Annotated in this window: 18 protein-coding genes; 7 read left to right on the top strand and 11 right to left on the bottom strand. The window is 63.4% G+C overall.

The window, feature by feature from the left end; genetic code table 11:
• The 8 genes from EN993_RS12590 to EN993_RS12555 form a co-directional block, all read right to left on the bottom strand.
• Window positions 1-1,573, bottom strand: a 1,573-nt coding sequence (locus tag EN993_RS12590) for an inorganic phosphate transporter (protein WP_164757643.1), incomplete at its 3' end; no start/stop codon positions are given.
• Window positions 1,574-1,675: 102 nt separating this feature from the next.
• Window positions 1,676-2,374, bottom strand: coding sequence for an SDR family oxidoreductase (locus EN993_RS12585; protein WP_127263389.1), 699 nt, complete (start codon window positions 2,372-2,374; stop codon window positions 1,676-1,678).
• A gap of 1 nt (window position 2,375) precedes the next feature.
• Window positions 2,376-3,779 (bottom strand): GH1 family beta-glucosidase, encoded by a 1,404-nt coding sequence (locus EN993_RS12580; protein ID WP_127263388.1) that lies wholly within the window; start codon window positions 3,777-3,779, stop codon window positions 2,376-2,378.
• On the bottom strand, window positions 3,760-5,409 hold the full coding sequence (locus EN993_RS12575; RefSeq protein ID WP_127263386.1) for an amino acid ABC transporter permease: 1,650 nt from the start codon (window positions 5,407-5,409) through the stop codon (window positions 3,760-3,762). The genes EN993_RS12580 and EN993_RS12575 overlap by 20 nt, the downstream gene beginning before the upstream one ends.
• A gap of 59 nt (window positions 5,410-5,468) precedes the next feature.
• Window positions 5,469-6,215, bottom strand: coding sequence for a transporter substrate-binding domain-containing protein (locus tag EN993_RS12570; protein ID WP_127263384.1), 747 nt, complete (start codon window positions 6,213-6,215; stop codon window positions 5,469-5,471).
• 22 nt (window positions 6,216-6,237) lie between these two features.
• A complete protein-coding gene (locus tag EN993_RS12565; protein WP_127263382.1) occupies window positions 6,238-7,308 on the bottom strand; it encodes a LacI family transcriptional regulator in 1,071 nt (356 codons plus the stop codon).
• 226 nt (window positions 7,309-7,534) lie between these two features.
• Window positions 7,535-8,548 (bottom strand): amino acid ABC transporter substrate-binding protein, encoded by a 1,014-nt coding sequence (locus tag EN993_RS12560; RefSeq protein ID WP_127263380.1) that lies wholly within the window; start codon window positions 8,546-8,548, stop codon window positions 7,535-7,537.
• Between the two features lie 123 nt (window positions 8,549-8,671).
• Complete coding sequence (locus EN993_RS12555) at window positions 8,672-11,728, bottom strand: aminotransferase class III-fold pyridoxal phosphate-dependent enzyme (protein WP_127263378.1); 3,057 nt, start codon at window positions 11,726-11,728, stop codon at window positions 8,672-8,674.
• A 132-nt stretch (window positions 11,729-11,860) separates the two neighbouring features.
• Between EN993_RS12555 and EN993_RS12550 the strand changes: the two genes are divergently transcribed.
• The gene (locus EN993_RS12550; protein ID WP_126070787.1) at window positions 11,861-12,301 is read left to right on the top strand and encodes an Lrp/AsnC family transcriptional regulator; all 441 of its coding nucleotides are present in this window, start codon (window positions 11,861-11,863) and stop codon (window positions 12,299-12,301) included.
• A 19-nt stretch (window positions 12,302-12,320) separates the two neighbouring features.
• On the opposite strand, the gene EN993_RS12545 is transcribed toward EN993_RS12550, so the two are convergent.
• Window positions 12,321-12,854, bottom strand: coding sequence for a TetR/AcrR family transcriptional regulator (locus tag EN993_RS12545; RefSeq protein WP_109665250.1), 534 nt, complete (start codon window positions 12,852-12,854; stop codon window positions 12,321-12,323).
• A gap of 145 nt (window positions 12,855-12,999) precedes the next feature.
• Between EN993_RS12545 and EN993_RS12540 the strand changes: the two genes are divergently transcribed.
• Both EN993_RS12540 and EN993_RS12535 read left to right on the top strand, forming a co-directional pair.
• Entirely contained in the window at window positions 13,000-14,337 is a 1,338-nt protein-coding gene (locus tag EN993_RS12540; RefSeq protein WP_109665248.1) for an efflux RND transporter periplasmic adaptor subunit, read from the top strand.
• Window positions 14,334-17,417, top strand: coding sequence for an efflux RND transporter permease subunit (locus EN993_RS12535; RefSeq protein WP_127263376.1), 3,084 nt, complete (start codon window positions 14,334-14,336; stop codon window positions 17,415-17,417). Before EN993_RS12540 ends, EN993_RS12535 begins: the two co-directional genes overlap by 4 nt.
• A gap of 231 nt (window positions 17,418-17,648) precedes the next feature.
• Here EN993_RS12535 and EN993_RS12530 read toward each other — a convergent pair whose 3' ends face one another.
• A complete protein-coding gene (locus EN993_RS12530; protein ID WP_109665510.1) occupies window positions 17,649-18,110 on the bottom strand; it encodes a L,D-transpeptidase in 462 nt (153 codons plus the stop codon).
• A gap of 353 nt (window positions 18,111-18,463) precedes the next feature.
• Here EN993_RS12530 and EN993_RS12525 point away from each other — a divergent pair, with 353 nt between their 5' ends.
• Together EN993_RS12525 and EN993_RS12520 are read left to right on the top strand one after the other, a co-directional pair.
• The gene (locus EN993_RS12525) at window positions 18,464-18,796 is read left to right on the top strand and encodes a hypothetical protein (RefSeq protein WP_109665243.1); all 333 of its coding nucleotides are present in this window, start codon (window positions 18,464-18,466) and stop codon (window positions 18,794-18,796) included.
• Window positions 18,797-18,853: 57 nt separating this feature from the next.
• The gene (locus EN993_RS12520; protein ID WP_109665239.1) at window positions 18,854-19,021 is read left to right on the top strand and encodes a hypothetical protein; all 168 of its coding nucleotides are present in this window, start codon (window positions 18,854-18,856) and stop codon (window positions 19,019-19,021) included.
• 72 nt (window positions 19,022-19,093) lie between these two features.
• On the opposite strand, the gene EN993_RS12515 is transcribed toward EN993_RS12520, so the two are convergent.
• Complete coding sequence (locus EN993_RS12515) at window positions 19,094-19,780, bottom strand: response regulator transcription factor (protein ID WP_126070792.1); 687 nt, start codon at window positions 19,778-19,780, stop codon at window positions 19,094-19,096.
• 46 nt (window positions 19,781-19,826) lie between these two features.
• Here EN993_RS12515 and EN993_RS12510 point away from each other — a divergent pair, with 46 nt between their 5' ends.
• Together EN993_RS12510 and EN993_RS12505 are read left to right on the top strand one after the other, a co-directional pair.
• A complete protein-coding gene (locus EN993_RS12510) occupies window positions 19,827-20,600 on the top strand; it encodes a response regulator transcription factor (protein ID WP_206438756.1) in 774 nt (257 codons plus the stop codon).
• Window positions 20,601-20,679: 79 nt separating this feature from the next.
• Window positions 20,680-22,518, top strand: a 1,839-nt coding sequence (locus tag EN993_RS12505; RefSeq protein ID WP_164757642.1) for a sensor histidine kinase, incomplete at its 3' end; no start/stop codon positions are given.

The raw sequence follows: 22,518 nt of genomic DNA, 5'->3' as shown, positions 1-22,518 counted from the left end.
TCACGAAGGCGAGGGTGATCGAGCACGGCAGCGTCAGCACCCAGGCAAGCAGCAAATTGCGCACCGTCGCCCATTGCAGCCCCGAACCGTTCGCCGCCATCGTTCCGGCGACACCCGACGACAGCACATGGGTTGTCGACACCGGCAGCCCCAGCCGGTCGGCCATGCCGATGGTCACCATCGCCACGAGTTCGGCCGCCGCACCCTGGCCATAGGTCAGATGGCTCTTGCCGATCTTCTCGCCGACCGTGACGACAATGCGTTTCCAGCCAACCATCGTGCCGAGGCCGAGCGCCAGCGCAACGGCGACTTTCACCCAGATCGGGATGAACTTCGTCGCGTTGTCGACAGCCTTGTGATAGTCGGTGACCGCTTTCAGGTCGGCGGCCTCCATCGGCAGCAACTGCTTCTTGTCGATCAGCTTCAGCGCCTCGCCGATCAGATAGATGTCGTTGCGCGCGTTGCTGACCAGATCGGTCGGCACGTTGTCGACCGAGGCGTAGGGCTGCAGGCCCGCCGTCGTGTTGTGGATGTAGGTCTGCAGTGCAACCGTCGTCTGATCGCTCCAGGTCCTGGTGCGCACGGCGTCCTGGACAGCTGCCTTGGCATCAGTGACGGTGATACCTGGCTTGGCATATTTCCCCAGCGCCGTTTCGACGCTGACCGACGCCGACTTGTAGGCTTCGAGATAGTTGATGTCGGGGGTGCGGTTCAGCGCATAGGCCGTCGGCACGACACCGATCAGGATCAGCATGATCAGGCCCATGCCTTTCTGTCCGTCATTGGAGCCGTGCGCAAAGCTGACGCCGGTGCAGGTGAAGATCAGCAGGGCGCGGATCCACCAGGGCGGCGGGGCGTTGCCTTTCGGGGCTTCGTAAAGCGCCGGATTGCGGATGAGAAGCTTCATTGCATAGAGCAGGATCGCGGCGGCGAAAAAGCCGATGATCGGCGACACCAGCAAGGTCACGCCGACATTGGTCGCCTGCGACCAGTCGACGCCGCTGGTGGCGCTGCCGGCTGGCGCCATGAACTGGTTGGCGAGACCCACGCCGATGATCGAGCCGACCATCGTGTGCGAGCTCGACGCCGGCAGGCCGAGGAACCAGGTGCCGAGATTCCACAAGATCGCGGCAACGAGCAGCGCGAACACCATAGCAAAGCCGGAGGAGGAGCCGACCTGCAGGATCAGCTCCACCGGCAGCAGCGACAGGATGCCGAAGGCGACCGCGCCACTCGAGGTGAGCACCCCGAGGAAATTGAAGGCGCCCGACCACATGACGGCGAATTCGGCCGGCATCGATCGTGTGTAGATCACCGTCGCCACCGCATTGGCGGTGTCATGGAAGCCGTTGACGAACTCGAAGCCGAGCGCGATCAGCAAAGCGATGCCAAGCAGTATCCACGGCACGGTCTTGGCCACCGCAAGGTCCTGGCTGAGCGCGTAGCCGACATAGACAATGCCGACGAGCACCAGCACGCCGAAGGCCGGCAGGAACCACTTCGCGCTGCCCGATTGATCCAGCGGATGATCCGGTCTCGGAATGCCCGCCTCGCTAGAAACTATATCCACCATGTCCCACTCCTATTGCATCGCAGCAAAGAACTGAGAAAAGACGCTATGTCCGCACGATGAACCCTGTATGACGCCGGCGAACACTGCGGATGTGCCGTGCGGCTACCATCGGATATGCATGCCATCGAAAGTTCGGAAGGAGCCGCTACCCTCAAGTGTTGCGTCGTCGATGACCGTGCGCAGGCCCCGCGCGCTGTCCTCGACCGCCAGGACCGCCTGTTCGCCACCCATATCCGTCTTCATCCAGCCCGGATGCAGCGACAGCACAGTTATCCTGTCGACGCGCAAATCCTGCGCCAGCTGGGCGCCCACCATGTTGAGCGCAGCCTTTGAGCAGCGGTAGGCATAATCGTCATCGTAGTCGTCGAGCAGCCCCTCCGCCATCGAACCGGCGCGGCTGCCGATGTTGGCGATGATCCGCATGCGCCCCTCAACCAGGTTCGGACGCAGTGCCCTCGCCAGCAACAGTGGGCCAAGCGTGTTCGTCCGCATAACCTTCAGGAATTCGTCCGGGGCGAAATCGTGCAGGCCACTGATTTCGCTGCGGATGGCGGCGTTGTTGACAAGCACATCCAGCGGCCTGCCGGCGAGACGCGTGGCAAGGGCGAAGATGGAAGCCGGATCGGCGACATCGAGTGGCTGGAACTCGGTTCTGCCTGCGAACCCTTGGGTCGGAGGGGTGCGCCCGCAAGCGATCACGCGCCAGTCATCCTGGGCGTATTGCCGTGCCAGTTCGCGGCCGAGGCCGCGGCCAGCGCCGGTTATGAGGACCGTGCGGTCGCCTTGCTCGTCTCCGGTCAACTCAGGCGCTCTTCGCGACGGGCGCGGTCTCCTGCCGGGCGATCATGGCGTAGACGCCGCCGGAATATTTGATGTGGCGTTGCTGTGTGGCGAAATCGACATGGGTGATGCCGAAGGGCGTGGTATAGCCATAGGCCCACTCGAAATTATCGGTCAGCGTCCAGGCGAAATAACCGCGCACCGGCACACCCTCGGCCGCCGCCTTGGCCACCTGCTCGAGGTGATCGACGTAGTACGCAGCGCGCAGATCGTCCCAGACACACCCGTCTTCGCCAACAGTCTCCGGCATCGTGGCGACGCCGTTCTCGGAAATGTAGATCGCCGGCGGTGCGTAGCGGTCATTCACATAGTGCAGGATATCATACATGCAGCGAGGCCAGATCTCGTAGTCGACCGCGGAATAGATGCCTTCTGGCTGCACCCGCCGATAGCTGAGCGGCGCCAGTTCATCACCCGCCGCGATCACCGAGCGGCGGTAGATGTTGATGCCCAGATAGTCTACCGGCGCGGCGATGATCTCGTTGTCCTGCGCCTGGATCGGCGGCAGCAGATCGCCGTAGAGCGCCAGCATATCCTGCGGGTATGCGCCCTTGAAGACGGCATCGAGAAACCAGCGGTTCTGGGCGCCGTCGAAGCGCCGTGCCGCCGCGACATCGCGCGGGTCGTCGGTGGCGGCCTCCGCGACATTGAGATCGAACACGATGCCGACGCAAGCGTCCGCCACCTCGGCCCGGATGGCCGGAACAGCCAGGCCGTGTCCCAGCAGCGCATGATGGCTGGCGGTCACGCCGCCTTTCACGCCGTCCCGCAATCCCGGCGCATCCTCACCGGTCGCGTGTCCCGACCAGCAGAACGTCCAGGGCTCGTTGAGCGTCGTCCATCTCTTGACGCGATCACCGAAGCTGCGGGCGGCAAGCCGGGCATAATCGGCAAAGGCGATGGCCGTTTCGCGGCTGTACCAGCCGCCACGGTCTTGCAGCGCCTGCGGAAGATCCCAGTGATAGAGCGTTGCATAGGGCTCGATACCGGCTTCAAGCAGGTCGTCGATCAGCCGGTCGTAGAAGGCGATACCCCTAGCGTTGGCCTCACCAAGACCTTCCGGAAGAAGCCGTGTCCATGCGAGGGAAAAGCGATACGCACCAAGGCCGAGCGCCTTGAGCAGGGCGATATCCTCCTTCCAGCGATGATAATGGTCACAGGCGACATCACCGTTCGAACCGTCCACGATCACGCCGGGAACGCAGCAGAACCGGTCCCAGATGCTTTCGCCTTTGCCATCCGCGTCAGGCGCGCCCTCTATCTGATAGGCCGCCGTCGCGGCGCCGAACACGAAGCCGTGCGGAAAGACCAGTCCGGAGGCGCGGGCTTCGAGGGTCCGGCGCGCGTTATCGATGCTTGATGTCATATTTTCTCTCGATGGTACTGACGAGGCTTGCCGCGGCCAGCGTCAGGAAAATGTAGAAGATGGCGGCTGAGTTGTAGGGCGCGAACGGCAGGAAACTTGCCGACTGGAATTCTCGCATACGCTGCGTGATGTCGCGGATCGACAGGATCGACAGCAGCGACGTGTCCTTGAGGATTGCGATAAGTTCGTTGCCGAGCGGCGGGATGATGATGCGGAAAGCCTGCGGCAACACGACCAGCCGGGCGGTACGCCAGCCGTTCAGACCAAGGCTGTGCGCGGCCTCGATCTGGCCGGCGGGGATTGCATTGATGCCGGAACGGAATATCTCGGCCAGATAGGCCGAATAGGCGAGCGCCATGGCGGCAATGCCGCGCACCAGGTTCGGCGGATCGACCACGCCCTGGGTCGCATCCTTGAGCGCTCCGGCGAGCGGCAGGCCGACATAGAGCACGATAACCAGCATCGGGATGCCGCGGATCGTATCGACAATGAACTCCGACCCGATCGAGAGCGGATGCCTGCGGTGGATATGGCCGCCGAAGGTCAGCAGGCCAAGCACGATCGCCAGCGCGGCGAACGTGATGCCGAACGCCCTGTCGCGATCGTTCAACGCCTCCGTCTGCCACAGCACCGGCAAGCTGGCCGGCGCTATTGCCGCCGGGACAAGCGCTGCGCTGACACCGGGGATCTTGCCGATCGCATCGATCGCTTCCGGCGCGCCGCGAAAGGTGCGCAGCGGCACCTCGCTGTCGGGGCCGCCGGGAAATTGCCCGTAGCGGATGGCGTCAAGTATGCCGGACGGCGTGCCGGGCGTGACCGCGACCTTCCCAGCGAGAGAACCCGCGAGCACGAAGCTTTCGCGCGGCTGAAGCAGGAACCACGCGGCGGCGCAGATCATGAAGATGGTTGCCACGATGCAGATCAGGTCCGCCCGCCAGCTGTATTTGAGCTTGAGGAGCCCAACCCAGAGCAACCCCATCATTGCCGCCAGCATGTAGGCCGCGACGGCCGCGCGGATCGTCGTGGCAACACCCGCCGCGAATGCGATATGCGCGAAAAGCAGGATGAAGACCAACCCGGCGCCGTTCACCGCCGCCAACACGAGGCGGGTAAAACGGTATGTCGCGTTGCCGGTCCCATTGCGGGCGACGATGAAGAACGCACCGAGGATCACGACCGTCAGGCCGAGATAGGCTCGCGACAGGAGCGTGGCCTGGCCGCGCACCATGAGGTCGGCGGCATCCGTCAATCGCCGCGGCGTAACGCCCTGAACCACCAGATCGGAGGTGAACGGATCGACAGCGTTCGCCACGACCGATGCCATAAAGGGATAGACCAGGCCGGTTGTCGCAAGCAGCACGGCGGCGGCAAGATTGATCCCGGCGGCAATCGTCGCAAGATGAGGCGATCTGGACGAAGCGCGCGAGAACACGAACACGGCAAGGCCGGCGGAAAAGGCGACAGCCAGCGTCAGGAAGCCGGGCACGAAGGCCGACGAGCCGTTCTCCACGCCGAGGATGGCGCGAAGCGAGCGCTGGTAGTTTGCCGACGAAGCAAAGAGATAGACGATGAACGGCAATGCCGCGACGATGATCAGATTGCTCGGCCGCAGGCGCATCAGAAACTGCATCCGGTCCCGTCCTCCCCCAACGACAGCTCCGGCGCCAGGCGCCGGAGCCTTTCAAGCAGCTATTTAGCGCCCCAGTATTTGGCGATCAGCACGTCGAGGCTGCCGTCGGCTTTGATCGCCTTCAACCCTTCATTGAAGGCGGCGACATTCTCGTCGCCCTTGCGGAAGACCAGCCCCAGCGGATCGGACTGGAGATCCCGGATCGGCACGACCAGCTCACCCGCAAATTCCTTTTCATACGCGGCGGCATTGGCGCCGTTGATTACAACGCCGTCCACGTCCTTGTTCTTCAGCGCGATGACGGAGGCCGCGAAACTGTCATACGCGACCACATTGTCCTTGCCGACGATGCTTTCGGCGACCTGTGCGTCGGTGGTGTTGGCCTGCGCCGAGAGCTTCTTGCCTTTTGCCTTGAAGTCATCGAGGGACAAGCCCTCGTCTTCCACGCGCATGAGGACAGCCTGGCTGTTGACGATGTAGGGGTCCGAGAAATCCATGGCCTTCTTGCGTTCATCGGTGATGGACACGCCGGAGGCGACCAGGTCGAAACTGCCTTGGTCGAGAGCCGCGAAGATGCCGTCCCAGCCGGTGGTGACGAATTCAGCCTTGCAGTTGATCTTGCCGCAGACCGCCTTGATCACATCGACGTCGAAGCCGACGATCTGGCCGGTCGCCGTGTCGACGCTTTCCATCGGCGGCGAAGTGGTGTCGGAACCCACCTTCAGCAGCTTGCCGCCAAGGTCGGCGGCGCTGGCAGCGCCGGCCGTCAACAGCGCCAGCGCAAGTCCGATCAAGATCTTCTTCATGCTCTTCCTCCCATTTTGATGATTAGCGGCGGTTTCGCCCGCCGAGATTGTCCGGCTGCCGGCCAATGAGCTCGGGTCTCGAGACCATGGCGAGCTTGGCCGGGTCCTCGCCCGCCATGCGCCGCAGCAGGAACTCGCCCAGCTTGCGGCCGAGAAGTTCGATTGGCTGGTAGAACGTCGTGATCGGGGGGGTGAAGTAGGCGCTGACGTTGATGTCGTCATAGGCGATGACGTCGACATCCACCCCGACGCGCCGGTCAAGGCTGCCGAGCGCCGACAGGACGCCCAGGGTGGTGGATTCGTTGATGCACACCAGGGCCGTGGGCGGACTGGGCAAGCCAAGAAGCCTGAGCGCGGCATCACGGCCGAAGCGGGTGGACAGATCGCCGCCAGCCACAAGGTCCGTCGATGCGGCAAGCCCCGCCTCGTTAAAGGCGCGCGAAAATCCGTCAATCCTGTCGAGGGCGTAGGAAAGACGGCGATCGGCGTTGATCAGGGCGATACGTCTATGTCCGCCCGCGATCAGCCGCGCCGTGGCGGTGAACGCCGCCCACTCATTGTCGACATCGACATGGGCGTAGATGAGGGGCTTGCGACACCGGCCGAGCGACACGAATGGGAAATCGCTTTCGACCAGCATGTCGATACGAGGATCGTCGGCCTGCACGCCGGAAAAGATCAGGCCGTCGGCCGCGCTCTGATCGACGATGCGGCGGGCTGTGTCAAAGGCGTCGCCGAAATCCCGGAAGCCGTGTACGGAGAGTTGATAGTCGCTGCCTTCCAGGGCCTGGCTTATGCCGCTGAGGATCTGCGTGTATTCGACGCCGTCCCATTCATAGCCGGCCGCGGACGTTATCGGCATCAGCGCCGCCGCCCGATAGGTCTTGCCCGTCCTCAGCGCCATGCCTCGCGCATTCGCCTGATAGCCCAGTTCCCGCGCCGCGGCGACGATAGCGTCCCTTGTGGGCTGCGCAACGACCGGCGATCCCCGCAGGGCCTTGGAAATGGTGGCGATCGAATAACCGGTATGGGCCGCCAACGTCTTGATCGTCGGCGAAAGTTCTCGGCGGTCGGATTTTTCGGTCTCTGCCATGGACGATTCCATCCTGATGTCAGGCTTCGTATCATCGCATAAAAACGTTTTCAACCAAAATAAAAACGTTTTTATTCACTTTCAAACGACAGAGGTGGCAACGTGCGAGGCCGCACATCACCACCTCTTTTTAACAGGCCGGATTAACAGGCTAGACATCGCCGGGCGCGGGAGCCCAAGGGCACCACGCTTCGGCAACTCCGGTCGGTCGTTCCGCTTTCTGGTCTCAGCGCGCCGGTGGCGCGTACATCAGGCCGCCGGCGTTCCACAGCGCATTGATGCCGCGCGCTATTTTCAGCTGGCTGGACTGACCGAGATTGCGCTCGAACATCTCGCCATAGTTGCCGACCTTGGCGACGATGTTGTAGGCGAAGGCAGGCTCGAGCCCAAGCTGCTGGCCATTGTCACCGTCGACGCCGAGGAAGCGGCGGATCGTCGGATTCTGTGACTTCAGCGAGGCTTCCGCATTGGCCTGGGTGATGCCTTCCTCTTCCGCCTCGATCAGCGAGAACAACGTCCAGCGCACGATGTCGAACCACTTATCGTCGCCCTTGCGAACGGCCGGGCCGAGCGGTTCCTTCGAAATGATCTCGGGCAGCACGGTGAAGGCAGTGGGGTCGGTCAGCTTCAGGCGCTGCGCATAAAGCGCCGATGCGTCCGTGGTGTAGACGTCGCAGCGGCCGCTATCGAACGCCTTGATGATGCTGTCGGCAGAATCGATGACGACCGCCTCGTACTTCATCTTGTTGGCCGTGAAATAGTCGGCGACATTCTGCTCCGTGGTCGTGCCCTGCTCCGCGCAGACCGTGGCTCCCGACAACTTGAGCGCGCTGTCGACGCCGAGGTCCTTGCGCACCATGAAGCCCTGGCCGTCATAATAGGCGGTGCCGGCGAAGTGGATGCCCATGCCGGTGTCACGCGACAGCGTCCACGTCGACTGCCGCGACAGGATATCGACGGTGCCGGCCTGCAGGGCGGTGAAGCGTTCCTTGGTCGACAGCGCCACATAGCTCACCTTGTCGGGGTCGCCGAAAACGGCGGCCGAGACAGCGCGGCAGAAATCGATGTCGAAGCCGCCCCATTTCCCTTGGTCGTCGGGTGACGAAAAACCGGCAACGCCCTGGCTGACGCCGCACAGGATCGAACCCCTCTGCTTGACGATGTCGAATGTGTCCGCTTTCGCCGGAACGGCCAGCGTGGCCGATGCAAGCACGAGCGCGGTGATGACTGCATGTCTCATGATTTGTTTCCTCCCTTGATGAGGCAAAAGCCTCTCCTGCCGCCGGCACGTGGAGCGCCGGGAGTTCGTGAAAATCGCTGTCGTGAATCCGTCCGCGCGCCGCCTGGGCTTGCGGGATCTGCCCTAAGTCCCTTCCGCCAGAACCGCCGCCAGCGTCTCGTCGAGAACGCCGACCAGATGATCGGCATTGGCCCGGCTGAAGATCATCGGCGGGCGCATCTTCAGCACATTGTCGTGCGGCCCTTCGGTGCCGATCAGCACGCCGCGTGCCCTGACCCCGTCGTTGACGCGTCGGGCAAGAGCGGTCGCCGGCGCCTTGCTGTTGCGGTCCTCGACCAATTCGATGCCGAGGAAGAGCCCCTGGCCGCGCACGTCGCCGATACTGTCGTAGCGGGCCTGCAAGGTCTTGAACCGCGCTATGAGATAGTCGCCGATCTCCAACGCATTGCGCCTGAGGTTGTCCCGCTCGATGACGTCGAGCACCGCAAGCCCGGCCGCGCAGGACACCGGATTGCCGCCGAAAGTGTTGAAATACTCCATGCCGTTGTTGAACGAGGCGGCGATCTCGGTGGTCGTCACCAAGGCCGCCATCGGATGGCCGTTGCCGATCGGCTTGCCCATGGTGACGATGTCGGGCGTCACCCCTTGCGTCTCGAAAGCCCACCAATGGCTGCCGACGCGGCCAAAGCCGACCTGCACCTCGTCGGCGGCGCAGATGCCGCCGGCGGCGCGCACCATCGCGTAGACTTCCGCGAGATAGCCGTCCGGCAGGAACACCTGGCCGGCAACGCTGGGGATCGATTCCGCCAGGAACAGGCCAGGCGCGCGACCCTCTCTGGCCATATCGGCGATCTGTTCGGCGACGCTTTCGGCAAAGCGCTTTGCATGCTCGTCAACAGGCCAGTCGGCCGGGGCATGGTAGCTGTCGGGAACACTCGCCTCGAACACATGCGGCGGGCGCCCCTTGCCGCCCTTGCGCTTGTATTTGTAGGGGCTGAGGTCGATCAGTTCCTGCGTCGTGCCGTGATAGCCCCAGTCGAGCACGATCGCCTCGCTGCGGCCGGTGTGGATCCGCGCCATGCGCAGCATCAGGCTGTTGGCCTCGCTGCCCGAACAGGCGAAGGACGCCACCGACAGGCCGGCAGGCAGCGTCGCGGTCAGCCGTTCCGCGTAAGTGACGATGGCGTCGTGCAGATAGCGCGTGTTGGTGTTGAGTTTCGCCGCCTGCCTGGCGATCGCCTCGACCACATCGGGATGGGCATGGCCGAGGTGGCAGACATTGTTGAAGCAATCGAGATAGGCGCGGCCGGTGTCGTCGATCAGCCAGACGCCTTCGCCGCGCACGAACTTGATCGGCTCGGAATAGGAGATCGAGAGATTGGGCAGCAGCGACGCCTTGCGCGCGGCAACGATCTGCGGTCGCGAACGACCGCTTTGCTGGAAGGTTTCGGGCGGAATGCCGGCCAGGTCGGCGGCGTCCGGAAACAGCTCTTGCCAGACCGGGAGATAGCGTTCTTCGCCGACACCGAGAATGTCGCCTGCGGCGAGGCTTGTGTCCGTCGATATCTGGAAATGCAGATGCGGCGCCCAGCCGCCATTTTCGGTGGCTGATCCCATCTCGCCGACAAGCGCGCCGGCTTGCAGATGCTCGCCGACCTTCAGACGCCGACCTGCCTCATGCGCCATATGCCCCCACAGGGTGATGAAGGGCGGGCACCCCGGCGGGGCATGCTCCAGCGCCACCAGGCAGCCATAGCCGAGCGGATCCTCCTCGATCTCGACGCTTCTGACAATGGCGGCCAGCGGGGTATAGAGCCGCGTGCCCGCCGGCATGAAAAGATCAAGGCCGAGATGATTGGCGCGGCGCGCACCTTCGACGAACCGAGAGTGGAAGATGTCGCTGGTGTAGACCGTGCGCGCCTCGCCCCACGGGCCGATGCCGAGTGCAATGCCATGCTCGGCGCAATAGGCGTCCCACCATGCGCTCGCCTTGTCGGGTTGCTGCGCGGCCGATGTCACCGTCATCGGATTTTGCGGATCGCCATAAGGCACCAGCGCCTTGGCAAGCGTCGCCGGGTGGCGGTCGAGGATGGGCACAAGCTGCGCGCGGTTCGCCGCGATCCAGCTCGTGACAGCGCGAGCTCCGGGCGCGGCCTCAAAGCCGCAGGCGTGGCGCAGGATCGCCGTCGCGAAGCGCCGGTTCATCGCTCCCAGGCGTCGCAGCAGGCGCCAGGCCGGCGCTTCCGAGATGGACAGATAGGGATTGTCGGTGGTCCGTTCCTTGCGCGCCGCCGACAGCGTCACCGAGGTGACGAGACGCATAACAATGAGATCGAAGAGCAGATCGAGCTCCTCTTCGCGCAGCGGATATTCGGCATGGAACCCGGCTGCAAGACGGGCGGCGGCGGCGATCGGATCCTCGGCATCGAGGATGGCATAGGCACAGGCGACCGCTACCTCGGCGATCAGCACGCTGTGCAAGGCATCGCCGAAATCGATCAGCCCGGCGACGCGCTCGGGCCGCTCCGGATCGACCAGCACATTCCAGTCATTGGCGTCGTTGTGGATCACCTGCGCCCGCAGCGCCGGCAGCCGGGGCGCGATCGCGGCATCGAAATGATCGAGGAACCGCTCCAGCAACAAGCGATCCTGGTCGTCGTCGATATGGTGAAGGCGTTGCCGCGCGGCACCGGCCCGGCGAATGTCCCAGTCGAACGTGCGCAGCGCACCGGGGTGGATGAAGCCTTGCAGGGCGCGGTCCAACCGGCCGAGCGCGCCACCGAGGCTTTCAAGCAACGCAGGAGTGGATGGGCTCTCGGCCAGCGGCCGGCCGGCAAGCCACGACACCAGCCGCACGGCATGGTCTTCGCCGCCGGCGCCGGTGGCGTGAGCGAGCGATATTCCCCGCACCGTCGTCCTGAGACGCGGTACGGCGAGATCAGGGCTGTTGCGCTCCAGGTGCTCGAACAGCGCCGTCTGGAATTCGCTCTCACCGAGCGGCTCGCTGGCGTTGACGATCTTGAGGATCCACAGCGACCGGTCGGGCGCGGTCAGCTTGAAATTCTGGTCGCGCTCACTGTCCAGCGGCGTGACGCTGCCGGCAATGCCGAAATGCCGCGCGGCGATATCGATGGCCTCGCTTTGCGAGAACTGAGGCGCTGGGTGGGAAACATTGGTCATCGGCAATCCGCATCTGCTTTCGCAAAGCTTGGCATGGGCTTAAAAATGGGGCATCCGGCAAAGCGTCGGTTGCGCCGGCACAATGACTGCATTGGCCGGCACATTAACGGAAGCGGATGGGAGCGTGGTGTGATGAGGGAACTGGACGCCAAGGACAGGGACATTCTCGGCATCCTGTCGAAGGAGGCCCGCATCCCGCTGAAGACGCTTGCGGGACGCATCGGCCTGTCGCGCAGCGCGACGAGCGAGCGGGTGGCCTCGCTGGAAAAAAGCGGCGTCATCCGTGGCTACCGCGCCGATATCGGTCAGATGGACAAGGGGCTGATCTGCGCCTTCCTGCTTGTCACGCTGATACGCACGCCGTCGATCGGTATCCTCGACCAGCTGGCGCGCTATCCGGAAGTCCGGCGGGTGTCATCGGTCAGCGGCCAGCTCGATCTCATCGTCGAGATCGAGGTGCCGTCCATCGACAGGCTGAACACGCTGCGCGATCTGATCGCCAGTCATGGCGGTGTCGAGGACCTGACAACCGCGATCGTCCTGCGCCGCGACATCGAGCGCGCCGTGGATTGAGCCCCTCGATCAGCCGTGCCTATCTGGCAATCTCGAGCAAGGACGATACCAGCAGCTCTCGCTCGTCTTTCGACAGGACGTCCGAATCGAAGAGGTTCATGCTGCGCAATCCCTCGATGGCGAGGTAGCAGACCAGCAGCGATTTGAGGTCCGGCGTCTCGCCCTTCAGCCGCTCGAAAAGCTGCCGCTTGAATGTCTTTATCGGCGTCATGAAATCGGGATCCTCGGCGATCGCCGAGAAGATCCAGGACGCGGACGGCTGCTTGTCCTCGCAATCATTGGCCGACAGCCTGATGTAGACGGCCAGCGGATTTTCGTCCTTGTCATTCGTGCGGGCGGAGTCCAGCGCGTGCTCGAATTCACGCAGATAGCCTTCGACCAGACCTTGCATCAATTTGGCCTTGGTCGGGAAATTGTAGAGCAGCCCGCCCTTCGATACACCGGCGCGGCTGGCGACCGCTTCCAGCGACAGGCTGCCGGGCCCGGATTCCCGTGCGACATCGGCCGCCGCAGCGAGAATTTTCTCGCGCGAGTTCGTTCGTTGGGCTCTCATGGCGCCTCCCTTCGCAAGCTTAGGCCCAATTGACAAGACCGTCCAGACGGTACAGTAAGACCGCCACTATTTGAAATCGGGACCCGCAGTCGATATGTGTCCCGATGTCCGCGCTTCGCGCCGGATTTCGACTGAGGGGACCTCCTTGTTCAAGCGCATACTCCGTATCTTTATCATCGTTCTGGTTCTGGCCGTGCTCGTTGTCGTGGTCGGCGGTATCGTCGGCTTCAACTTCCTGCGCGACAACGGCATCAAGCAGTATTTCGCATCGATGAAGCCGCCGGCGGCAACTGTGTCGACGACCATCGCAAAGCCTTCAACCTGGACGCCGGGCGTCGAGGCGATCGGTACGGTCAAGGCCGTACGCGGTGTTGACCTGACGGTTGAGACCACCGGCATCGTCAAGGACATCCTTTTCCATGCCAACCAGAAAGTGGCCGACAATGCGGTTCTGCTGCAGCTCGACGACGCCGTCGAGCGCGCCGATCTCGACGCGCAGAAAGCGCAGGCCGCGCTCGATCAGACATCGCTGGCCCGCGCCATCGAACTGACGAGGCGTGGCGTCGGCTCCGACTCGACGCTGGACACGGCGCGTGCGGCGGCCTCGGCCTCGGCCTCTCAGGTCACCAAGCTGCAGGCCGTGCTCGACCAGAAGCAGTTGACGGCGCCTTTCGGCGGCACGGTGGGCATTCCGAAGATCGATATCGGCCAGTATCTGGCGCCCGGCACCGCCGTGGTGACGCTGCAGGATCTCGACACGATGCGGGTCGATTTCTCGGTTCCCGAACAGCAACTCGCCTTGCTCAAGATCGGCCAGACGGTTCGGTTGGGCTTCGGCGGTGAGGACAAGCCGTTTGCCGGCGCCATTCGCGGCATCGACCCGAAGATCGACTCGTCCAGCCGGCTGGTGAACGTCAGGGCGGAAGTCGCCAATCCCGACGGCAAGCTGACCCCTGGCCAATTCGTGCAGGTGCGTGTCGAACTGCCCGAAGAGCAGAACGTGCTGACGCTGCCGCAGACGGCACTGACGACAAGCCTCTATGGCGACTACATCTTCGTGGTGCAGCCGGCGAAGCCCGCCGAGGCGGCCCCGGCGCAGGCAGCCAAGCCGGAAGAAAAACCCGCTGCTTCAGCCACGGACAAACCGGCTGACGCCAAGCCGGCAGACACCAAGCCGGCCGATGCCATGAAGCCGGCAGCTGATGCAGCCAAGCCTGCCGCCGATGCGGCAAAGCCGGCGGACAAGGCTGCCGACCCGGCCAAGCCGGCGGCGGAAGGTGACAAGCCTGCGCTGGTGCTGTCGCAGGTGTTCGTCAAGCCAGGCCGCCGCAATCAAGGCATGGTCGAGATCGTCGAGGGGCTGAAGGCAGGCGACGAGGTTGTCACCGCCGGTCAGAACCGCCTCTTCAACGGCATGTCCGTCGCCGTAGACAACACCATCGACCCGACCAAATCGGCGAACAAGCAGGCCGACCAGCAATGAGCTTTTCCGATCTCTTCATTCGCCGGCCCGTCCTTTCGACGGTCCTTGCCTGCATGATCCTGCTCCTGGGTTTCCAGGGCATCTTCAACCTGTCGATCCGGCAGTATCCGAAGGTCGACGAAACGGCGATCACCATCACGACGGCCTATCCAGGCGCCAGCGCCGATCTGATCCAGGGCTTCATTTCCGCCCCGATCGCCCGCGCCGTCGCCTCGACCGAGAACATCGACTACGTCACCTCGTCCAGCCGTCCGTCGTCCAGCACCGTGACGGTGCAGATGAAGCTCGGTTCCAACCCCGACGTCGCGCTGACCGAAGTGCTGTCCAAGGTCCAGGGCGTGCGCGGCACCTTGCCCGACGCCTCCAAGGATCCTGTCATCGTCAAGGGCACCGGCCAGCAGTTCGCGATGATGTACATCTCGATGCAGAATCCGAACATGACGAAGGAGCAGCTGACGGAGTATATCGAACGCGTCATCAGGCCGCGCATGTCGACGGTCGAAGGCGTCGCCGACGTGCAGATCTTCGGCGCCCAGGAATACTCGATGCGCGTCTGGATCGATCCGATCAAGCTTGCCGCGCGCGGCGTGACGGCCTCCGAAGTGCTGACGGCGATCAACAATTCCAACTTCCTGTCGGCGCCCGGCAACACCCAGAACGAGTATGTCGTCTCGTCGATCACCGTGCGCTCGACGTTGCAGACGCCAGAGGCGTTCGCCGAACTGCCGCTGCGCTCGACCGATGGCAATGTGGTGCGGTTGCGCGACGTGGCTCGGGTCGAGCTCGCTGCCGAGAACACCGACACCAGGGTCAGCTTCAACGGCAAGCCCGGCACCTTCCTCGCGATCTTCCCGACGCCGGCCGCCAATCCGCTGACCACGGCGGCGGCGCTCACCAAGCTGGTGCCGCAGATTCAGGAGACGCTGCCGAAGGGCATGACGATCGAGGTAGTCTACGACGCGACCGGACAGATCAGCGCCTCGATCGAAGAAGTGTTCAAGACCATCGCCGAGGCGGTTGCCATCGTCGTCGTCGTCATCCTTTTGTTCCTTGGTTCTTTCCGTTCGGTAATGATGCCGATCATCACCATCCCGCTGTCGCTGATCGGCGTCTGTTTCCTTTTGTTTGCGGTCGGCTATTCGATCAACCTCCTGTCGCTGCTGGCCATGGTGCTGGCGATCGGCCTGGTGGTCGACGACGCCATCGTGGTGGTGGAGAACATCCATCGCCATATGGAAGAAGACCACATGTCGCCGATGCAGGCTGCATTCAGCGGTATGCGCGAAATAGCGTCGGCCATCGTTGCCATGACCATGACGCTGGCCGCCGTGTTCGCGCCGCTGGCCTTCACCGGCGGCCTGACCGGCGCGCTGTTCCGTGAATTCGCGGTCACGCTCGCCGGCTCGGTGGTCCTGTCGGGCGTCATCGCCATCACCATCACCCCGATGATGTCGGCACGCCTCCTGAAGTCCGGCACGCCGGGCCGTTTCCAGCGCATTGTCGACGGCGCCTTCGCGCGCGTCGAGCATGTCTATGAACGGGCCGTCACCGCGTCGCTGAACTATCGCCCATTGACACTGATCATCGTGCTTGCGCTTGTCGGCGTCACCGGCTTCATGTTCACCAAGACCTCAACCGAACTGGCGCCGGAAGAGGACCAGGGCTTTCTGCTCTCGCTTGTGACAGCCCCGCGTTATGCGACCTCCGATTACACCGAGACATACGTCAACCAGATTCTCGGTCTGGTGAAGGATATTCCCGAAACACGGGCGCAGTTCTCTGCCGTCGCCTTCGGCGGCACGACAAACAGTGCCTTCGTCGGCTTTGCCTTCAAGGACTGGGCGGAACGCAAGCGCAATTCGAAGGAACTGCAGGCCGACATCACGGCTCGTATCGCCAAAGTGGCGGGCGTCCAGGCCTTCGTCTTCGCGCCGCCGACGCTGCCGGGCTCCGGCGGCGGCCTGCCCATCTCCATGGTGGTGCGATCGACCGGCGATTCCTCGGAAGTGTACGAGGTGGCCGAGCAGATCAAGAACAAGGCGCAGGCCTCCGGCCGCTTCATCGTCGTGCAGAATTCGATGGCCTATGACGCACCCGAGGTGACGGTGACCATCGACCGTGACCGCGCCGCGGCGCTGAACCTGCCGATCGCCGATATCGGCCGCACGCTGACCTTGCTGGTCGGCGGCGCCGAAGTGGCCCAGTTCGACCGCGACTCCAACAGCTACGACATCATCCCGCAGGTGCCGCAGGAATTTCGCGACAACCCCGACAAGCTCGGCGAATACTTCGTGCGCAGCGTGACGGGCGAGATGGTGCCGCTGTCAGCGGTGGTCAAGATTTCGACCAATGCGGCGCCGGCCGCCATCGAGCAGTTCAACCAGCTGAATTCGTCGACGATTTCGGCGCTTCCGCTGCCCGGCGTCACCACCGGCGACGGGCTGAAAGCGCTGGAGGACATCGCCAACGAGAGCCTGCCCGACACCTTCTTCGTCGACTATTCCGGTCAATCGCGACAGGAAAAGGAACAGGGCAACACCATCCTGATCGCTTTCGCGGCGGCCGTTGTCGTCATCTATCTGGTGCTGGCGGCGCAGTTTGAGAGTTTCCGCGACCCGCTGATCATCATGATGGCGGTGCCGCTGTCGATCTTCGGCGCGATCGTGCCGCTCAATCTGGGCCTCGGAACGCTCAACATCTACACGCAGGTCGGCCTGATCACACTGATTGGTCTGATCACCAAGCACGGCATCCTGCTGGTCGAGTTCGCCAACCAGCAGCGCGAAATCCATGGCATGCGACGGCGTGACGCCATCATCGCCTCGGCCAAGGTGCGCCTGCGGCCGATCCTGATGACGACGGCGGCGATGGCGCTGGGCGTGGTACCGCTGATCACGTCCAGCGGCGCTGGTGCCGCGGCCCGCTATTCGATGGGCCTGGTTATCTTCACCGGCATCCTGGTCGGAACCATGTTCACGCTCTTCGTCGTGCCTATGTTCTACACCTTCATCGCCAGCAAGGACCTGCCTCACCTGGCCGAGAAACCGGATCCCAAGCTGATGCCGGCGCTGCCGAGCTAGAGCAATTCCAGGAAAAGTGTGTAACGGTTTTCCCGGGAAAAGCGCATAGCGCTTTCCCTTGGGAATTGCGCAAGACAAGTTGGAAACAAAAGAAAAGAGGCCGGAAATCTCCGGCCTCTTTTTTTGGCTGGGCTCGATACCGCCGGTTTGCGCTGTACTCAATACCGCAGCGTTTCCCGGTGGGAGCTTTGAGGCGCGGCAGCATGCTGACACGCCGTCGGTCACAGCCTGCTACTTGACGATGACGATGCTGGTGTTGGTCGCCCCGAAGGTTTCGACGAGCTGGTAGAAATCGGCGGCGTTGTCGGGATGCAGCCGCACGCAGCCATGCGAAGCCGGCTGGCCGAGACGCTTGATCGCATAGGTCGCATGCACCGCATAGCCGCCGCTGAAGAAGACCGAGTGCGGCATCGGGGCGTTGTCGTATTTCTTTGAGTACCACATCTCATGCATGCGCGTCGGCTTGAACGAGCCGGTCGGCGTCACATGGGCCCGGTCGCCGGTGGAAACCTTCCAGGCGAAGGTTGGCCGGCCGTCGACCGAGACTTCCATGATCTGCTGTGAAAGCGAAACGCGCGCCACGATCTTGTTGGCGGCGTGCGCCGCGCCCGAGCCGGCGCCGAACAGCAGTGCGGCGCCCGTCAGCGCGGCGGCGGTGATGTTGATGAGCTTGGCGGAAATGGCGGTATGCATGATGACGTCCCCTCTCTCTGCCGGTTCGGCCGGCTCCAATTCGATGGCTGCTTATCCCAACGTCATGTTTCGGGGAGATTTCGCAAAATGCTCATTTGTGTTTCGAATCTGTTTCCTCAGGTTAACGAACGCTGCCTCCATAGAAGCGAATGAGAGTCGGCCCGCTCGTCAGCCGATGAGGCCAAAGTCAGTAACATGAGTATCCGCCTCTAAACGAAAGTGCGAGTTGGTCGCATACGAAAGAAGAGCCGGCGATCTCGAAACCGAACTGCAACAAAACGAGGCTTCAAGCGGCATGATCCGGATACGGGCCGCAAGCAAAGTTGACGCAACGAAAACAGCCGGTAACGAACATGGAAACGAAATCGAACGCACTGTCCTGGCTTCTCAGGATCAGCATCGCGGCAGCGGTCATCGGCGGCGTCGGCACGGTTGCCGGCACCCCGCTTACAAGGCTCGGCGCGATGACGTCAGGCGAGATTTCGACGCTGCATGCCGCACTGTTTTTCGCCACGGTCTGGATTGTTTCCAGCCTGCGCATCGCCCGGCTAAAGGCCCTCTGGCGGGTCGGCCTTAGGCTGACGGGTTTGCGCGGCGCCTCCGGCTACTTGCTGCCGAGAGGACCGAAGGCCCGCGCCGCGACGGGGGGCTCCGTGGGCGGCGCGGGCACTTCGGGGGTGTCCTGAAGCGACCCACAAACACATTCATTTTTGAAGAATTGGCACTTTTGGGGAACTGCTACGATGAAAACGAAATTTGCCGCTTCGGTGCTGTCCGCACTGCTCTACGCACAGGGCCTGCTCGGTTTTGCCGGCCTTGCCACCGTGCTGCTCAGGGACCGCGCCCATGCCAGCGAACTGGCCATGGGCAGTGACATGCCGGTGGGCCCGTCACTTCTGCTGGTACGCTGAGCCCCAAGAGCATCGGGCCCAGAGATGGAAAACCCGATGCTCAGCCAAACAAGTTGCCTGGGTGTCCGGCAATCAACCGGCGAATTGCTGCGGCGGATCGAACCGGTAGCCGGCGCCGCGTATGGTGGTGATGGTTTCGGTGTCGAGCTTGCGGCGCAGCCGCACGATGCGCGAATCGATCGAGCGATCGAAGGCGTCGGCGTTTTCTGCCGGTGCCGCGGCAATGATGTCGTCACGCGTCAGCACCTTGCGCGGACTGGCAAGGAACAGCCTGAGCAGCGCCACCTGACCGGGCGAGAGCTGTTCCTCCGTGCCGGAGCGATGCATGACCATGGCCGACCTCAGATCGACGGTCGCGTTCTCCAGCACGATCAGTTCCTGGGTGCCCCTGCCGCGTCGCGAAAGCAGACCGCCAACACGGGCAGCCAGTTCCCGGACATTGAGCGGGCTCTCGACGACGTCGGCCGCACCAAGCTCGAGCGCCAGCACCTTGTCGACGAGATCGGCCGGCCGGCAGATCAGGATGAAATCCGGTCCGCCCTCGCCACCATGGCGGCGGAGCAGGTCGCGCCCTTCCGCCTGGCTGAGGCTGTCGCCGACGACGACGACGTCGATGCCCTTCCCCGACAGCAGCGATTCGGCCTCCCAAGGCTGGCGCGCCTGACGCACATCGTGACCGCGCCGCTCGAGATGGTCGGCGAGTTCGGTCGCGACCACTTCGGCAACGGAAACAAGCGCGATGATCGATCGTGCGGCCATGTTTTCCCACCCTGCAACAGACATCCCGAGATGAGTGCTGGACATCATGTTTATACCCAATCTACTTTCCACTGAAAGTGGGAGCGAAAGCATCGTGCGGGCAAGAATTGTCATCGTCGAGGATGAGCCCGACCTGAGGGACGCGGTTGCCGAATATCTCGAAGCCGCCGGCTATGAAGTGGTCACCGCTGAAAGTGCTGCCGCCGCGCGCAGCCTCGTTGAAACGCAGTCGTTCCATCTCGCCATACTCGACATCGCCATGCCCGGCGAGGATGGCCTGTCGCTCGGCCGCTGGCTGCGCTCGAAGCTGCCGATCGGCATCATCTACGCCACCGCCGCCGGCACCGCGCTCGACCGCATCGTCGGGCTGGAGCTTGGTGCCGACGACTACATCGTCAAGCCTTACGAATTGCGCGAAGTGCTGGCGAGGGTCCGCAGCGTGTTGCGCCGGGTTCCCCAGCCGCAGGAACTTCAGGACAAGAAGGCCAGGACCGATCGCCGTTCCGTTGCTTTCGGACCTTTCCAGGCTGATCTCGACGGCAGGTTGGTCACCGGCGCCAATGGCGCGGTGGTCGAGATGGCCAAGAGTGAATTCGACGTGCTGGAGGTTTTCCTGACCCGCGCCAACCGGTTGCTGACCCGCGCCGCGATCTCCGAGGCGATCGGCTTCACCGAAGATCCGGAATCGTCGCGCGCGGTCGACATTCGCATCATGCGGCTGAGGAAGAAGATCGAGACCGATCCGGCCAATCCGAAATTCCTGCGCACGGTGCGCGGCGAAGGCTATATCTTCTCGCTGCCGACCGGCGACGGCAACTGAGCAGCGAGGCCAGAGGGTTTCAAGTTCGGGCCGTTGCTCGTTGATCGAATTGGCATGACCTGTGGAATGACGGCTGACAATGACCGCTGAAGCAGCAAGCACGGAGATGCAGGGTTTCAGGCAGGGCGCTGCGATGGCGGCCGTGCGTGTCGTTCGCCGGCTGCGCGAGGCCGGCGACTGGCAGCGCGAGATGGAAGGTATCCTGGAAACGCTCTGCCGGGCCATGGATTGCCAGCGCGGCATCCTGTTTCGCTTGCGCGAATTGCCTGGCCAGGGCTTCGCCCAATCCGTCGCCGCCTACTGGATCGACCCGCTCTTTGGCGGCGAACTGGCGTCACCGACCGTCATCATGCAGTCGATCGTCAATTCGGACCCGCTATTGGAGCGGCTGGCAGAGGACGAGCGGCAAGGCAAGATCTTCGCCGGCCATACGCGCAACCTCGAAGGCTTTTTGAGAACCGATTTCGAGAAGCAGAACATCAAGTCGTTCCTGTCGGTGTCGGTCTTCGCACACGGGCATCTGTGGGGCACGCTGGCGGTCAATGACTGCGTCAACGAGCGCGAGTGGACCGACGAGGAAGAGGCGACGCTGCACATCATCGCGCTGGCCATCGGCGATGCCATCGAGCGCTCGCCCTCCGAAGCCCATGCCAGCGAGGTCATTCGCCGCACCATGCTGCAGGCCTCGCTCGACGCCATCGTCGTCATCGATGAGACGGGCTCGATCATCGAATTCAATCCGGCCGCCGAGAAGATGTTCGGCTTCCAGCGCAGCGACATCCTCGGCAAGGACCTGCTCGATACCATCGTGCCGATCTACTACAGAAAAGGTTATGCTTCGGGGGCCGAATACATGTCCGGCCGCGGCGCGCCGATGGTCGGCCAGCGGCTCGAGACGGTGACCCAGAACGCCGCCGGCGAAGTGTTCCCGATCGAGCTGACCGCAACCGAGATGCGGGTCGCCGACCGCCGCCTGATCTTCGGCTCCATCCGCGACCTGCGCGACAAATTGCGCGCCGAGGAGGAGATCGGCCGCCAGCGCGAGAAGCTGCACCAGAACGAGAAGATGGCGGCGATGGGTTCGTTGCTGGCCGGCGTGTCGCATGAGCTCAACAACCCGCTGGCCGTGGTGGTGGCGCAATCGACGCTGCTGCACGAATTCGCCTCCGATCCGCAGACCAAGGTGCGCGCAGAGAAAGTCCGCGCCGCCGCCGAGCGCTGCGGCCGCATCGTCAAGAGCTTCCTGTCGATGGTGCGCCTTCATCCCGCGGCACAGGCCGAGACCGACCTCAACCAGGTGATCCGTGCGGCGTTGGAAGTGACCGCCTATGGCGCGCGCTCAAGCGGCATCATCATCGACACCGACTTCGCCGCCGGCCCGCTGCTGGCCATGGCCGACGCCGACCACGTGACGCAGGTGGCGGCCAATTTCCTCATCAACAGCCAGCACGCTTTGGCTGGCATTGCCGGCGACCGGCTGATCAAGGTGCGGACGTTCCGCAGCGACCGGGGCAACCCCTGCTTCTCGGTCGAGGACAACGGGCCCGGCGTGCCGGAAGCGATCCGCAGCCGGATTTTCGAATCCTATTTCACCACCAAGCCGGTCGGCGTCGGCACCGGCATCGGCCTGTCGATCTCGAAATCGATCATCGAGCGGCACAATGGCAATGTCTGGTTCGAGGAAGTGCTGCCGAGAGGGGCGCGTTTTGTCGTCCATCTGCCCGCCATCGTAGCCGGCCTTGTCGCTGCCGGCGAGAACCAGCCGCGATCGAGCGGCCTGCGCCACGCCTTGATCATCGACGACGAGCCGGATGTTGCCGGCTCGCTCTCCGACATTCTCGAATTGATGGGCATCAAGTCGCGGATCGTTCCTGTCTGGGAATCGGGCACCGCCACCTTGAGCGGTCCTATGCCGCCG

This window comes from Mesorhizobium sp. M7D.F.Ca.US.004.01.2.1 (genome assembly GCF_003997785.1).
In the GTDB taxonomy this organism is placed as follows: Bacteria; Pseudomonadota; Alphaproteobacteria; order Rhizobiales; family Rhizobiaceae; genus Mesorhizobium; species Mesorhizobium loti.
This window is presented reverse-complemented; position numbering and strand designations above follow the sequence as displayed.

Coding starts and splice junctions, on each gene's coding strand:
- EN993_RS12580 (WP_127263388.1), bottom strand. CDS start 3,779: ATGACATCAAGCATCGATAACGCGCGCCGGACCCTCGAAGCCCGCGCC.
- EN993_RS12575 (WP_127263386.1), bottom strand. CDS start 5,409: ATGCAGTTTCTGATGCGCCTGCGGCCGAGCAATCTGATCATCGTCGCG.
- EN993_RS12570 (WP_127263384.1), bottom strand. CDS start 6,215: ATGAAGAAGATCTTGATCGGACTTGCGCTGGCGCTGTTGACGGCCGGC.
- EN993_RS12565 (WP_127263382.1), bottom strand. CDS start 7,308: ATGGCAGAGACCGAAAAATCCGACCGCCGAGAACTTTCGCCGACGATC.
- EN993_RS12560 (WP_127263380.1), bottom strand. CDS start 8,548: ATGAGACATGCAGTCATCACCGCGCTCGTGCTTGCATCGGCCACGCTG.
- EN993_RS12555 (WP_127263378.1), bottom strand. CDS start 11,728: ATGACCAATGTTTCCCACCCAGCGCCTCAGTTCTCGCAAAGCGAGGCC.
- EN993_RS12550 (WP_126070787.1), top strand. CDS start 11,861: ATGAGGGAACTGGACGCCAAGGACAGGGACATTCTCGGCATCCTGTCG.
- EN993_RS12545 (WP_109665250.1), bottom strand. CDS start 12,854: ATGAGAGCCCAACGAACGAACTCGCGCGAGAAAATTCTCGCTGCGGCG.
- EN993_RS12535 (WP_127263376.1), top strand. CDS start 14,334: ATGAGCTTTTCCGATCTCTTCATTCGCCGGCCCGTCCTTTCGACGGTC.
- EN993_RS12530 (WP_109665510.1), bottom strand. CDS start 18,110: ATGCATACCGCCATTTCCGCCAAGCTCATCAACATCACCGCCGCCGCG.
- EN993_RS12525 (WP_109665243.1), top strand. CDS start 18,464: ATGGAAACGAAATCGAACGCACTGTCCTGGCTTCTCAGGATCAGCATC.
- EN993_RS12520 (WP_109665239.1), top strand. CDS start 18,854: ATGAAAACGAAATTTGCCGCTTCGGTGCTGTCCGCACTGCTCTACGCA.
- EN993_RS12515 (WP_126070792.1), bottom strand. CDS start 19,780: ATGGCCGCACGATCGATCATCGCGCTTGTTTCCGTTGCCGAAGTGGTC.
- EN993_RS12510 (WP_206438756.1), top strand. CDS start 19,827: ATGTTTATACCCAATCTACTTTCCACTGAAAGTGGGAGCGAAAGCATC.